The organism is Streptomyces sp. NPDC057307 (assembly GCF_042667665.1).
GTDB lineage: Bacteria > Actinomycetota > Actinomycetes > Streptomycetales > Streptomycetaceae > Streptomyces.
Genome location: NZ_JBHUZM010000028.1, coordinates 58,257 through 71,395 on the forward strand (window position 1 = coordinate 58,257; position 13,139 = coordinate 71,395).

Below are 13,139 nucleotides of genomic sequence, written 5' to 3' on the forward strand. Positions count from 1 at the left end.
GTCTAGATCACTCCCATCAGGGGGCCACCGGGGAGGGGGACACCGAGCAGGTTGTTGAAGATGAAGTAGGTGACGAGGGAGAGGCCCGCCGCGATGAGCGGATCGCGCTGGAGGTGGCGGCTGCCGAGCGCGTACGCGGAGCCCCAGAAGAGCAGCGCCCCGGAGATGGGGAAGCCGAGGGGGCCGATGAGTACGGCGTTGCCGAGGAAGACCCCGGCGAGCAGCAGCACGGTGCGCCAGTCGCTCGGTTCGGTGAGGTCGATGTCCTCGCCGCCCTCGGCCTCGCCCCGGCCGCCGCGCAGGACGTCGAGGCTGAGGAGCACGGCGACGACGAGCAGACCGATGCCGACGACGATCGGCACGGTCTTGGGGCCGACCGGGCCGCGCTGGGTGATGTCGACGTCCATGGTCAGGGCATCGGTGAGGACGAGGATGCCGAGGACGAGCAGCATGAGGCCGACGCCGAGTTCGGAGTGCTCGCGCAGCCAGGAGGTGCCGCGGGACGCGGGGGTCCCGGGGGTCACGGGCCCGGAGGTCTCCTCCTTGGGAGGCGTGCCGGGCGGGGTGCCGGGAGGCGTGTTGGGAGGGGTGTTCGGGTGGGTGGTCACAGTCCGAGCTCCTTCAGGACGGATTCCACGCGCTTGTCCTCGGCGGCGAGGAAGTCGCCGAATTTCTCACCGGTGAGGAAGGCGTCGTCCCAGCCGTTCTTCTTCAGCGAGTCCTTCCACTGAGGTGAGGCGTGCAGCTCCTCGAAGAAGGCGATGAGCTTGTCGCGCTCGGCGTCGGAGAGTCCGGGCGGCGCGACGACGCCGCGCCAGTTGGTGAAGTCGGTGTCCAGACCCGCCTCGCGGAGGGTGGGCGCGTCCATGCCGGGGGTCCGCTCGGGGCCGGTGACGGCCAGCAGGCGCAGCTCGCCCGCCTCGATCTGGTCGCGGTACTCACCGAGACCGGAGACGCCGAAGGCGACCTTGTTACCGAGGATGGAGGCGAGGAGTTCGCCGCCGCCGTCGAAGGGGACGTAGTTGACGGTCTTCGGCGCGATCCCGGCGGCCCGCGCCATCAGCATGGGCGCGAGGTGGTCGGGTCCGCCGGGCGACGAACCGCCGCCGACGGGCAGCTTGGCCGGGTCCTTCTTCCATGCCGTGAGCAGGTCGTCGATCGTCTTGTACGGGGAGTCCTTGCCGACGACGACGATGTCGGTCTCCTCGCTGATGCGGGCGATCGGCGTCGTGTCTGCGAGGGTCTCGTGCGAGTTGTTGGTCCGTACGGCGCCGACGACGCCGAGGCCCATGGAGACCGCGAGCTTGCCGTTGCCGTGCTCGCTGACGGCGCGGGCGAGACCGACGGTGCCGCCGGCTCCCGGCAGGTTGAAGACCTCGATATTGTGGTTGAGTTCGGCGTCCTCGGCGTTCTTGGCCATGGTGCGGGCGGTGATGTCGTAACCGCCGCCCGGTGTGTTCGGGACCATGAAGCGCAGGCCGGGTATCTGTGTACCGGTGTCGCCGCCACTGCCCACGGAAAGCAGCGGCGGACCCACCAGCACCAGCAGCGCGGCCCCGAGGAGGGCGAGGGGAGTGCGGAATCGCACGTGTGCCGCCTTTCAGGGAAGCAAGTCGTAGGGCAGTGAGGTGGCCCACATGTTGCCTCCGCGTTAAGAAGCTGTCTCTCTTCCGGAATCAACGGACGTTGTGGTCGTTGCGGTCGCGGCTTAGCGTGACGGCGTGACAAAAGTGCTGGTGGTGGACGACGACTTCATGGTCGCGAAACTGCACAGCCGCTATGTGTCCGCTATGGACGGTTTTGAGGTCGTCGGTGTGGCGCACAGCGGTGCCGAAGCGCTGCGCGCGGCGGAGCGGAACCGACCTGACCTGGTACTTCTCGATATCTATCTGCCCGACATGGACGGGATAGCCGTGCTGCGCGAGCTGCGGGCGGCGGAGGAGCGGGACGCGACCCGTACGAGCGTGGACGCCCTGTTCATCACGGCGGCGCGGGACGCTGGCGTCATCCGCGCGGCGCTGCGGGCGGGGGCGCTGCACTATCTGATCAAGCCGTTCAGCCAGTCGGCGCTCCAGGAGCAGCTACGGCACGTGGCGTCGCTGCGGACCCGGCTGGACCGGCTGGGCGAGGCGCGCCAGGAGGACGTCGACCAGATCTTCGGTACGCGCCCGCCGGGCTCCCGTGAGCTGCCGAAGGGGCTGGCCGCGCACACGGCGGAGCTGGTCGAGCGCACGCTGCGCCGCCACGCGGAGGGGCTTTCGGCGACGCAGTGCGCGGACGAGGGGGCGCTGTCGCGGGTGAGCGCGCGGCGCTATCTGGAGTACTTCGCCGACACGGGCCGCGCGGAGGTCACACTCCGGTACGGCGGAACGGGCCGCCCGGAGCGGCGCTACCGCTGGGTGGGGTGAGGGGCCCCGCCCGTCCGGGTGACGGGGCCCCGCCCGGCTACGCGTCGGTGAAGGACGCGGCTGCCGCCGCCGACAGCGCGGTCACCTCGTCGGCGGCCTTCTTCGCCCGGCCGGTGAGGCGCCAGGTGACCACGCGCCCCATCACCGAGGGGCTCGGCGGGAAGACCCCGAGCTGGCCCAGCATCGTGAGGTCGTCCCTGAGCGCCTCGTGACGCACGACCTCGCCGTCCCGCACCGTCACCACATGCAGCTGCTCGAAGTCGATCTCGCGCCCCGTGGGCGGGATCGCCCGGTCGAGCCCGCCGTTCCGGAAGCGTACGAACGGGCCCGTGTGCGTGCCGCGCATCCGCAGCAGGAGCCACACCTTGTCGTCCTTCGACGCCGAGTCGGTGACGGGGAACCGCAGTTCGCTGAACGCGGACCGCATCCACGCCCCGGACGCCAGCGTCCCGGCGGGTCCCGGAATCGAGCAGGCGGCGGGCGAGACAGCGGCCTCGCGGTTGTGGTTGTCGGCGGCGACCACCCGCCCCGCCAGGGCCGCGTCGCCTGTCTCCAGTACGCGGAACAGGGCTGCGGCCACTTCGAAGGAGTCCATCGCGGGGTCTCTCTTTTCACTCGCGGAACGGGGTTGTCCCGGGCGTGGAGTGTGCCAGGGAAGGGGCCGACCCTCGTCGCACCGCACCGGTACCAAGGTCACCCCGCGGTAGACCTTCGGCCGAGGCCCCGGCGGCCCCGCGCTCGGCACAGTGGTGCGCACACACAAGGAACACGGGGAGGCGCGGTGCGGGGCAACGGGATCAACCGGGCGCAGTTTCTGGGCGGGGCGGCGGCCGTCGGAGTCGCGGGCGTGGCGGGGGCGTTCGCGGCGGGGCGGGCGCGGGCCGTGGAGGAGCCGGCGCCCCGGCGTGGCCGGCCCGGCGCCGGTGTGACGCATCGGGGGGTCATGTACGAGGTCATGACGGGTGAGAGCCCGGCGACCGGCTGGCACGCCGGCCGGATGCGCGCGGACATGCGGGCCATCAGGGACGACCTGCACGCCGACACCGTCTCCGTCTTCGGCGACGGCGTCGAACGGCTGGGGGCCACCGCGGCGGAGGCGGCGGAGCGCGGGCTGAACGTCTGGCTCCAGCCGCGCCTCGGCGACCGCCCCGAGCGGGAGATCCTGGACCATCTGGCGGAGACCGGCGAGCACGCCGAGCGGCTGCGCCGCCAGGGAGCCGACGTCCATCTCAGCGTCGGCTGCGAGTTCGTGCTGTACGTGCCCGGCATCGTGCCGGGCGCCGACGCCCTGGAGCGGATCAAGAACCTCCTCGCGGGCACCTACGACCGGCAGTTGGCGCGGCGTCGGCTGACCGCCTTCATCGCTCGCGCGGCGAAGGTCGGCCGGTCCGTCTTCCACGGCCGGCTGACGTACGGCGCGGCGCACGAGGACCGGGTCGACTGGGACCTGTTCGATGTCGTGAGCGTCAACTACTACTCGTACTTCCCGCGCAGGGCCGACCACATCGCGGAGTTGACGCCCTACCTCCGCCACCGCAAACCGGTCGCGATCACCGAGTGCGGCACCTGCACGTATGCCGGCGCCCCGGAGGCGGGCGGCATGGGGTGGGACGTCGTCGACTACGAGAAGGGCGAGATCAAGGGGAACCTGGTCCGCAGCGAGCGGACCCAGGCCGCGTACCTCGGCGACGTGCTCGACGTCTTCGAGTCGATGAATCTGTACGCGTCGCTGGTCTACCACCTCGTCATGCCCGACGCGCAGCACCGCCCGGGCGACCCGCGCCACGATCTGGACATGGCGAGCTACAGCCTCACCAAGACCCTCAAGGACGATCCGGACGACCCGGATTCCGACTGGCACTGGGAGCCGAAGGAGTCCTTCCACGCCGTGGCGCGCCACTACGGCCGCCGGCGGGGGTGATCCCGGGTCACCCGCCCGACTGGATGTCCCCCCGGGTCGACGACGTGATGGCGTCACCGTGGGCGAAGTCGCCCGGCGGGATGCCCGGATGGTGCCCGTCCCCGTCGGCGGGCACCGGCACGGCCGCCGCCGGGCCGAGCGTGAGCCGGGAGACGATGCGGTAGCGGTCGCCCCGGTACAGCGAGTGGACGTACTCGACGGGGCGGCCGGTAGTGTCCGAGGTCAGCCGCTCGAAGAGCAGCGCCGGGGAGAGTTCGGGTACGTCGAGGAGCCGCGCCTCCGCGCGGGTGACGACGGTCGGCTCGATGGCCTGTACGGCCTCGTGGACGTGCACCCCGTGCGTGTCCCGCAGATGCTCGTAGAGATCGCCGCTCTCCAGTTCCTGGGCCGTCAGGCCGGGGGCGAGCGCGGCCCGCAGATGCAGATGCTCGATCGCCATGGGGGCGCCGTCGACCAGCCGCAGCCGGGCGACGTAGAGGATGTCCTCGGCGGGTGACATACGGAGCTTGCGGCCGACCCGGGCGCCGGCCTGGTGGGTGGTGAACTCCAGCAGCCGGCTCGACCATGTGCCCGCCGCCCGCGGCACGGTCAGGGTGAGGTCCGCGGAGACCAGTTCCTGGGTGATCTTCGCGGGAGCGACGAACATGCCGCGGCCGTGTTCGCGGACGAGCAGCCCCGCGGCCACCAGTTCGTCGATCGCCGAGCGCACGGTGGGCCGCGACACTTCGAGCAGCGCGCACAGGGCGCGTTCGGACGGGATGGCGTCCCCGGGGTTGCGCGACTCGATCAGCTCCAGGACGGCGTCACGGGCCCGCTCCCGTTTGAGCACCGTCCCGGGTACCTCGGCATCCATGGTGTCCCCCACCGGATTCAACAGACCTACCAGGCTTACCAATTCATCCAACCAGTACCTCAACTCGGCTGACTGGTCAGGTCAAGTGTAACCGCAGCTCCGGGAAGTGACAGCGCCTCAATTCCTGGCGAGATCACCAAATCCCGTTGCTTCACAGGGGGTTGACGGTCTCATTGGTCTATGCCACCTTCATCCAGCATCAAGAGGTGAGCTGTCCAGTGGGCCCCACTGGTCAGGTGGTCAGGTCTTGCTCTCTCCGAGGTGAATCGTGAAGCACCGCTTGCTCGCGGGTGGCTCCGTGCTGGTCGTGGCCGCCGTACTCAGTGCCTGCAGTACCTCCTCCGACTCCGCCGACGAGAGTGGCGACGGACGGACGACGGTCGACGTCTGGCTGATGCGGGACAGCGTCTCGGACGCGTTCCGACAGGAGTTCGTCAAGGGTTTCGAGGCCGCGCACCCGAAGATCCGGGCCAAGGTCCAGATCCAGGAGTGGGACGGCATCGGCGAGAGGATCACCGCCGCCCTCGCCAGCAACGACGCGCCCGATGTGATCGAGGTGGGCAACACCCAGGTCGCGCAGTTCGCGGCGAGCGGCGGCCTGCTCGATCTCAGCGACAGCGAAGGGGAGTTGAAGGGCGGGGACTGGCTGAAGGGTCTCGCCGAGCCGGGTGCGTACGAGGGGAAGCAGTACGGCATCCCGTACTACGCGGCGAACCGGGTCGTCGTCTACCGCACCGATCTCTTCGAGGCGGCGGGCGTCGACGCCGCCGCGATCAAGACCCGCGAGCAGTGGATCGAGGCGACCACCAAGCTCAACAAGGGGGATACGCAGGGCATTTATCTGCCCGGTCAGCTGTGGTACGCGCTGGGCGGCTTCATCTGGGACGAGGGCGGCGACTTCGCCACCGAGTCCGGCGGCGAGTGGAAGGGCGCGCTGGACACGCCGGAGGCGCTGCGCGGCATGGAGTTCTACAAACAGCTCCAGGCGCTCGGCAAGGGCCCGAAGGACTCCGACGAGGACGATCCGCCGCAGGCCGAGGTGATGGCGAAGGGGCAGGTGGCGCAGATCCTCGCTACCCCGGGCCTGGCCAAGGCCGTCGTCGAGAACAACGCCCGGCTCAAGGACAAGCTGGGCTTCTTCCCGATCCCCGGCAAGACCGCCGCCGCTCCGGGCGCCGTCTTCACCGGCGGCTCCGACCTGGTGATCCCGGCCGCGGCCGGCTCCCCGGACGAGGCGCTGACGTTCGTCAAGGAACTGACGGGCGACGCCTGGCAGAAGAAGCTCGCCGTGGCCATGAGTTATGTGCCGAACCGGACCACGCTGGCCTCCGCCGTCGCGGCCGACCCGGGCGCCGCCGCGATGGCGGTCGGCGCGGCGAACGGGCACGCGACGCCCAACACCCCCGGCTGGGCCGCGGTGGAGGCCGAGAATCCGATCAAGGACTACATGACCGCGGTCCTCGTCGGCGGAGACGCCGCGAAGGAGGCGGCGAAGGCGTCGCAGGACATCACCAGGGCCATGAACGCCAACTCCGGCTCCTGACTCCCTGCTCCTGACTTCTGGCTTCTGGCTCGTGGCTTCTGGCTCCTTCGGGCGAGATCCCGGCGAGAAGCGCGCCACCGAGTCCAGCGAGAAGTGCTCCCCCGCGAGGTACTCCACCGAGAGGAGTCGCCGTGCCGGTCATCCGTGAGCGGACCGCACCACGCGCCCCCCAGCACCGGCCGGCCCCCGGCCCCCCGGCCGGACCCCCGAAGCGGCGGCGCTCCCGCCCGTCGCACAGCCTCTGGCCGTACGCCCTGATCGCACCCGCGATCGCCGGCATGCTCTATCTGCTCGTCTACCCGCTGCTACGGGCCGTGCTGATCTCGCTCCAGGACTTCGGACTCCGCCAACTCATCGCCGGGGACGCCGAGTTCGTGGGGCTGCGGAACTACCGGACGCTGCTGTCCGATCCGCGGTTCTGGGACGTGGTCGGCCGCACCTTCCTCTTCATGGCGGTCAACGTCGTCCTGATCATGGTGCTCGCCACGCTGGTCGCGCTGATGACCGAACGGCTGGCGAAGGCGGGCCGCACGGTGGTCCTCAGCTCGCTGGTGCTCGCCTGGGCGATGCCGGTCGTCGCGGCCACCACCGTGTTCCAGTGGCTGTTCCACTCCGAGTTCGGCATCGTCAACCGGTCCCTCACCTCGCTGGGCTTCGACTCGTTCGACCGCTACCCGTGGTTCGCCGACGGGACCGCCGCCTTCGTCATCCTCGTCCTGCTGATCGTCTGGCAGTCCGTGCCGTTCGCCGCGATCACCCTCTACTCGGCGCTCACCACCGTCCCCACCGAGCTGTACGAGTCGGCCCGGCTGGACGGGGCCTCGGGTGCCCGGATCTTCCGCTCGGTCACCTTCCCGATGCTCCGGCCGATCTTCCTGCTGGTGTTCTCGCTGGAGGTGATCTGGACGTTCAAGGCGTTCGTCCAGATCTGGGTGATGACCCGCGGCGGGCCGGGCGACGCCACGACGATCCTGCCCGTGTACGCGGTCCAGACCGCGCTCTCCAGCCAGCGCTACGACCTGGGCTCCGCGGCGTCGATGCTCACCGTGGTCCTGATGTCCGGGGTCCTCGTCCTCTACTTCCGTCAGATGCTCCGCCAGGAGGACGAGTCACGATGACCTTGCTACGCCCCCGAGTCCGCCGGCTCCCGCTGAACGCCGCCGCCGTGGTGACGGTCGTGGTGTGCCTGTTCCCCGTGTACTGGATGATCTCCACCGCCTTCAAGCCGTCCCGGGACATCCAGTCGGCCGATCCGCGACTGGTGCCGGACACCTGGACGCTGGACCACTTCCGCCGAGCCGTGGGAGCCGACGGCTTCGAACTCTTCTGGCGCAACAGTGTTCTGGTCACGCTCGGCGCGGTGCTGCTGTCGCTCCTGGTGGCGCTCGGGGCGGCGTACGCCGTCGCCCGGATGAGATGGAGGGGCCGGCGTCAGTTCATGCTGATGGTCTTCATCGCCCAGATGGCGCCCTGGGAATCGCTGATCATCCCCATCTACATCATCTCCCGCGACACCAACATGCTCGACCGGCTGCCGACCCTGACCCTGGTCTACTTCATGATCACGCTGCCGTTCACGATCGTGGTGCTCCGGGGCTTCATCGGGACCATTCCGCCCGAGCTGGAGGAGGCGGCGCAGGTCGACGGCTGCACCAGGACGGGCGCGTTCCGGCGGGTGGCCCTGCCGCTGCTCATGCCCGGTCTGATGGCGACCTCGCTCTTCGGCTTCATCACCGCGTGGAACGAGTTCGCCTACGCCAACTTCCTGATCATCAAGGAGCAGGACAACCGCACCCTGCCGGTCTGGCTCTCGTCCTTCCAGAACACGTTCGGCACCGACTGGGGCGCCACCATGGCCGCCTCGACGCTCTTCGCCCTGCCCGCGTTGGTGATCTTCCTGTTGCTCCAGCGCCATGTCACCTCCGGCTTCGCGGCCGGCGCCGTGAAGGGCTGAGCCGCGCGGAGCATCCGTCGGCCCACCCCGCGCACCTTTCCGAGATCCGAACTCCCGGAGGCCACCGCCGTGTCAGCGTCACACCCCGAACCCGCCCTCGTCCCCCGGCCCCGCAAGGTCTCGCCCCGCCCCGGCCGTTTCACCCTCGACCGGCGCACCTCCCTGCGCTCACTGCCCGGCACAGAGGCGGCGTCGGACCTCCTGCGCACCCTGCTCACCCCGGCCACCGGACTGCCGCTCACCGCCTCGCCCGACGGCCGGATCGTGCTGACGCTCGACCCGCGCCTCAGCGGTCTCGGCGAGGAGGGGTACGGGATCACCGTCGGCCCGCAGGCGTTGCTGCTGCGCGCGGCACAGCCCACCGGCCTGCTCCGGGGCGTCCAGACGATCCGTCAACTGCTGCCCGCCGAGGCCCTGTCGGGCGAAATGCGGGGCGGCTCCTGGGAGCTGCCCTGCGTCGAGATCAGCGATGTGCCCACGCACCCCTGGCGCGGGGCGATGCTGGATGTCGCCCGGCACTTCCAGCCCGTGTCGTATCTGCGCAGATATGTGGACCTGCTCGCGTTCCACAAGCTCAACACCCTCCATCTGCATCTCACGGACGACCAGGGCTGGCGCATGCCGGTCGACGCCTACCCCCGGCTGACCTCGGTCGGCGGCCACCGGAGCGAGTCCATGACCTGGCCGCCGGGCCAGGGCGGCGACAGCTTCGACGGCGTCCCGCACTCGGGGACGTACACCAAGGCGGAACTGCGCTCCCTGGTGCGCTACGCGGCGGAGCGCGGCGTGAGCGTCGTGCCGGAGATCGAGATGCCCGGCCATGTGCGCGCGGCCCTCGCCGCCTACCCCGAGCTGGGCAACCACCCGGAGCGAAGGCTCGACGTGTGGACCAGGTGGGGCGTCTGCGACACCGTGCTCGGCGTCCACGACCGGGCCCTCGACTTCTGCCGGGCGGTGCTGGAGGAGGTCATGGACGTCTTCCCGTCCCCGTACATCCATATCGGCGGCGAGGAGTGCCCGACCACCGAGTGGGAGAACAGCCCGGTGGCGCGTGCCCGCGCGGCGGCCGAAGGGCTCGACGGGCCGGCGGCGCTGCACGGCTGGTTCATGGGCCGCATCGGCGCGTTCCTGGTGGAGCGGGGCCGCAGGCCCGTCGGCTGGGCCGAGACGGGGACCGAACTGCCCCTGGACTTCACGGTGATGACCTGGCGCGATCCGGCGCACGCCCTGGCCGCCGCCCGGCGCGGCCACCAGGTCGTGACCGCGCATCACCGGGCCACCTATCTCGACTACGCCCAGTCCACCGAGCCGTGCGAGCCGCTCGGTCAGCCCGGCGACCCCGTCGGGCTGCGCGCGGTCCACGGGAACGAACCGGTGCCGGGCGACTGGGAGGCCGAGGAGACCGCTCAAGTCCTCGGTACCCAGGCGCAGTTGTGGACCGAGTACGTGAAGACTCCCGACCGGATCGAGTACCTCAGCTATCCCCGCCTGTGCGCCCTCGCCGACCGCGCCTGGTCCGGCGGGCGCAGCGACTGGGCCGGTTTCGTCGAGCGGCTGCGCCGGCACACCGCCCGGCTGGACGCCCTCGGTGTCCCCTACCGCCCGCTCACCCCCCGGTCCCTCATGACCATCCCCGCAGGTACGGCGCCACCCCGTCCGTAATTCCTCCCTCCCCCACCACCGTTCCGGAGAGGAACACCCATGCGTCCCATGAGGAAACTCACCAAGAGCCGTGTCCGCGCGGCGGCCGCCGCCGCTGTCACGGTGGCCCTGAGCTGTACGGCGCTGGCGGCGATGCCCGCGTCCGCCGGGGCCGCGTCGGCGGCCGACGGGCTCGTCGTCCAGTACCGTACGAGCGCCGCCGGGGCGACCGCCGACCAGAGCGAACCCTGGCTGAAGGTACGCAACAACGGCAGCGCCGCCGTACGGCTGAGCGACGTCAAGGTGCGGTACTACTTCAAGGCCGATTCGGCGTCCGCCGCCTACCGGTTCGCCTGCTCCTGGGCCGTGAAGGGCTGCGCCAACATCACCGGCACCTTCGGGACACCCGCCAACCCGACCGCCACCGCCGACCGGTATCTGGAGATCGCGTTCACGGCGGGGGCGGGCACCCTGGCCCCCGGCGCGGACACCGGCGACATGCAGCTGCGTTTCCATCAGACGAACTGGCAGCCGCTGGGGCAGAGCGACGACTACTCCTTCGGCCGGGAGCGCGCCACGTACGGCGACTGGTCCCGGATCACGGCGCACATCGGCGGCGCGACGGTCTGGGGCGAGGCACCCGGCGGCAACGGCCCGACCGACCCCACGGACCCGACCGACCCGACCGATCCGGCCGAGGGGCCCACCCTGTTCGACGACTTCAACTACAGCGGCCACAGCGATCCGAGGATCGCCGCGAACGGCTGGAGCGTCCGCGCGAACTCCGGCGGTCCGGGGGTGCCCGGCGCCAACTGGGTACCGGAGAATGTCACGTTCGCCAGTCAGAGCGGCAACTCGGTGATGAACCTGGAGACTTCGACCGCCGGGACGGCCGCGTCCACGGAGCAGACGGAGATCCTCACCCGGTCCATGAAGTTCCGCAACGGGACGTACGCGGCGCGCGTGAAGTTCAGCGACGCGCCCAGGTCCGGCCCGGACGGGGACCGTCTCGTCCAGACGTTCTTCACCATCAACGACCTGAAGGCGCCGATGGCGGACGACTACGCGGAGTACGACTTCGAGTATCTGCCGAACGGCGGCTGGGGCGAGCCCGCCAACATCCTCTACACCACCTCGTGGGAGACCTACCGCCCCGACCCGTGGGAGGCCGTCAACCAGCACAGCGAGGCCCGGCAGAGCTACGCCGGCTGGCACGACCTGGTGGTGACCATCGACAACGACGCCATCACGTACTACGTCGACGGGCAGCACTTCGGGACGCACGGGGCGGCGTATCTGCCGGAGCGGCCGATGTCGATCAACTTCAACCAGTGGCTGATCGATCTGGCGGGCCAGACCAGCACCACGCCGCGCTCGTACGACCAGCAGGTGGACTACGTGCTGCATGTGAAGGACCAGGTCCTCAGCCCGGCCCAGGTGGGCACGCTGGTGAACGGGTACCGGGCGGCGGGCACGACGTTCGAGGACACGGTGCCGAACGTCTGACGGGCCGGGTCCGGCCGGTTCAGTCTCAGCGCTCGCTTAGCGTCGCCTTAAGCGGACCATAAGGATCCTCTTCACCCCGTCCCAGCAGGCCGTTCCGGGGTTTCGAGGGGCTAGCTTGCTGAGGGCCGGAGCGGGACGCCCACCGGTGGCGCCGTGTGCAACGGAGGTCACGCCACCGGGAGTTCGTCCCGCTCCGCTCCCCCTCGCCTGTGCCGCTCAGAAGGAGAACGCATCCATGACCGCTCGCCGTAGGACCACCGGAATCGTCGTGCTGGGCGTCGCGCCGCTCGCGCTCGTCGGGCTCGCGGCCGTCCCGGCCGCCGCCCACGGCTCGATGACGAACCCGGTCAGCCGCGTGTCGGCCTGCTTCGCCGAGGGGCCCGAGAATCCGCGGTCGGCCGCCTGCAAGGCGGCGGTCGCGTCCAGCGGGACGCAGGCGTTCTACGACTGGAACGAGGTCAACATCGCGAACGCGGCGGGCAACCACCGGTCGCTCGTCCCGGACGGCAAGCTCTGCTCGGCCGGCCGCGACAAGTACAAGGGGCTCGACCTGCCGCGCGGCGACTGGCCCTCGTCGCCGTTCACGGCGGGCAACCGCACCTTCACCTACAAGGCCACCGCCCCGCACAAGGGGTCCTTCGAGCTGTACATCACCAAGGACGGCTACGACGCGGGCCGGCCGCTGAAGTGGTCCGACCTGGAGGACAAGCCGTTCGCCAAGGTCACCGACCCGAAGCTGGAGAACGGCGCGTACGTCTTCAACGGCATCGTCCCCAACAAGTCGGGCCGCCACCTGATCTACTCGATCTGGCAGCGCTCGGACAGCCCCGAGGCGTTCTACACCTGCTCCGACGTGGTCTTCGGCGCCGACAACGGCGGTTCGGCCGCCGCTCCCGAGGCGTCCGCCCCCTCCGAGGCCGATGTCGAGGAGGGTGCGTCCAAGTCCACCGTCGACCACAACGGACACGGCGGCGACAGCCCGGACGAGGACGGGGCGGCCGAGGTGAAGGACGCCGCGAAGGACGCCGGTGGTTACGAGGAGCCCGCCGCCGCGCCCGAGGCCAACGCCCCCGAAGCGAAGGGCGCCGAGGCGAAGGACGCCGGCCCGGCCGCCCAGCAGCCGGCGGGTGGTTCGGAGAACCTCGCCGAGACCGGTGGCGACAGCACCACGCCGTACATCGCGGCGGGTGGCGCGGCGATCCTCGCCGCGGGCGCGGCCGTGCTGTTCGGTACGGTCCGCCGCAGGGCCCAGCCCGCGGGCGGCCGGCACAGCCGCTGACGTACGGCTTCCGCGGGGCTCCGGGCCGACGACC

12 protein-coding genes are annotated in these 13,139 nt (G+C 70.6%); 8 read left to right on the plus strand and 4 right to left on the minus strand.

What is annotated here, in order from left to right; all coding sequences use genetic code 11:
- Positions 1-2: 2 nt before the first annotated feature.
- Both ACFUN8_RS13660 and ACFUN8_RS13665 read right to left on the minus strand, forming a co-directional pair.
- Entirely contained in the window at positions 3-524 is a 522-nt protein-coding gene (locus tag ACFUN8_RS13660) for a tripartite tricarboxylate transporter TctB family protein (RefSeq protein WP_383635612.1), read from the minus strand.
- Positions 525-604: 80 nt separating this feature from the next.
- The gene (locus ACFUN8_RS13665) at positions 605-1,588 is read right to left on the minus strand and encodes a Bug family tripartite tricarboxylate transporter substrate binding protein (RefSeq protein ID WP_383635582.1); all 984 of its coding nucleotides are present in this window, start codon (positions 1,586-1,588) and stop codon (positions 605-607) included.
- Between the two features lie 166 nt (positions 1,589-1,754).
- Between ACFUN8_RS13665 and ACFUN8_RS13670 the strand changes: the two genes are divergently transcribed.
- A complete protein-coding gene (locus tag ACFUN8_RS13670) occupies positions 1,755-2,408 on the plus strand; it encodes a response regulator (protein ID WP_383635615.1) in 654 nt (217 codons plus the stop codon).
- A 37-nt stretch (positions 2,409-2,445) separates the two neighbouring features.
- Here ACFUN8_RS13670 and ACFUN8_RS13675 read toward each other — a convergent pair whose 3' ends face one another.
- Entirely contained in the window at positions 2,446-3,003 is a 558-nt protein-coding gene (locus tag ACFUN8_RS13675) for an ester cyclase (protein ID WP_383635585.1), read from the minus strand.
- Positions 3,004-3,189: 186 nt separating this feature from the next.
- Between ACFUN8_RS13675 and ACFUN8_RS13680 the strand changes: the two genes are divergently transcribed.
- Complete coding sequence (locus ACFUN8_RS13680; RefSeq protein ID WP_383635588.1) at positions 3,190-4,329, plus strand: abortive phage infection protein; 1,140 nt, start codon at positions 3,190-3,192, stop codon at positions 4,327-4,329.
- Between the two features lie 7 nt (positions 4,330-4,336).
- Here the strand turns inward: ACFUN8_RS13680 and ACFUN8_RS13685 are convergent, their stop codons facing one another.
- On the minus strand, positions 4,337-5,182 hold the full coding sequence (locus ACFUN8_RS13685; protein ID WP_383635591.1) for a GntR family transcriptional regulator: 846 nt from the start codon (positions 5,180-5,182) through the stop codon (positions 4,337-4,339).
- Positions 5,183-5,450: 268 nt separating this feature from the next.
- Between ACFUN8_RS13685 and ACFUN8_RS13690 the strand changes: the two genes are divergently transcribed.
- The 6 genes from ACFUN8_RS13690 (at position 5,451) to ACFUN8_RS13715 (ending at position 13,105) form a co-directional block, all read left to right on the plus strand.
- Positions 5,451-6,725, plus strand: coding sequence for an extracellular solute-binding protein (locus ACFUN8_RS13690; protein WP_383635594.1), 1,275 nt, complete (start codon positions 5,451-5,453; stop codon positions 6,723-6,725).
- A gap of 131 nt (positions 6,726-6,856) precedes the next feature.
- Positions 6,857-7,843, plus strand: a complete 987-nt coding sequence (locus ACFUN8_RS13695; protein WP_383635596.1) for a carbohydrate ABC transporter permease — start codon at positions 6,857-6,859, stop codon at positions 7,841-7,843.
- The gene (locus tag ACFUN8_RS13700) at positions 7,840-8,679 is read left to right on the plus strand and encodes a carbohydrate ABC transporter permease (RefSeq protein WP_383635599.1); all 840 of its coding nucleotides are present in this window, start codon (positions 7,840-7,842) and stop codon (positions 8,677-8,679) included. The genes ACFUN8_RS13695 and ACFUN8_RS13700 overlap by 4 nt, the downstream gene beginning before the upstream one ends.
- A gap of 69 nt (positions 8,680-8,748) precedes the next feature.
- Positions 8,749-10,341 (plus strand): beta-N-acetylhexosaminidase, encoded by a 1,593-nt coding sequence (locus tag ACFUN8_RS13705; protein ID WP_383635602.1) that lies wholly within the window; start codon positions 8,749-8,751, stop codon positions 10,339-10,341.
- A gap of 48 nt (positions 10,342-10,389) precedes the next feature.
- Positions 10,390-11,826 (plus strand): cellulose binding domain-containing protein, encoded by a 1,437-nt coding sequence (locus tag ACFUN8_RS13710; RefSeq protein ID WP_383635618.1) that lies wholly within the window; start codon positions 10,390-10,392, stop codon positions 11,824-11,826.
- Between the two features lie 235 nt (positions 11,827-12,061).
- Complete coding sequence (locus tag ACFUN8_RS13715; RefSeq protein WP_383635606.1) at positions 12,062-13,105, plus strand: lytic polysaccharide monooxygenase; 1,044 nt, start codon at positions 12,062-12,064, stop codon at positions 13,103-13,105.
- The last annotated feature ends 34 nt before the right edge of the window (positions 13,106-13,139 follow it).

Excerpts from the sequence above, each read along its gene's own strand:
- ACFUN8_RS13670 (WP_383635615.1), top strand. The coding sequence starts at position 1,755 with ATGGTCGCGAAACTGCACAGCCGCTATGTGTCCGCTATGGACGGTTTT.
- ACFUN8_RS13675 (WP_383635585.1), bottom strand. The coding sequence starts at position 3,003 with ATGGACTCCTTCGAAGTGGCCGCAGCCCTGTTCCGCGTACTGGAGACA.
- ACFUN8_RS13685 (WP_383635591.1), bottom strand. The coding sequence starts at position 5,182 with ATGGATGCCGAGGTACCCGGGACGGTGCTCAAACGGGAGCGGGCCCGT.
- ACFUN8_RS13700 (WP_383635599.1), top strand. The coding sequence starts at position 7,840 with ATGACCTTGCTACGCCCCCGAGTCCGCCGGCTCCCGCTGAACGCCGCC.
- ACFUN8_RS13710 (WP_383635618.1), top strand. The coding sequence starts at position 10,390 with ATGAGGAAACTCACCAAGAGCCGTGTCCGCGCGGCGGCCGCCGCCGCT.
- ACFUN8_RS13715 (WP_383635606.1), top strand. The coding sequence starts at position 12,062 with ATGACCGCTCGCCGTAGGACCACCGGAATCGTCGTGCTGGGCGTCGCG.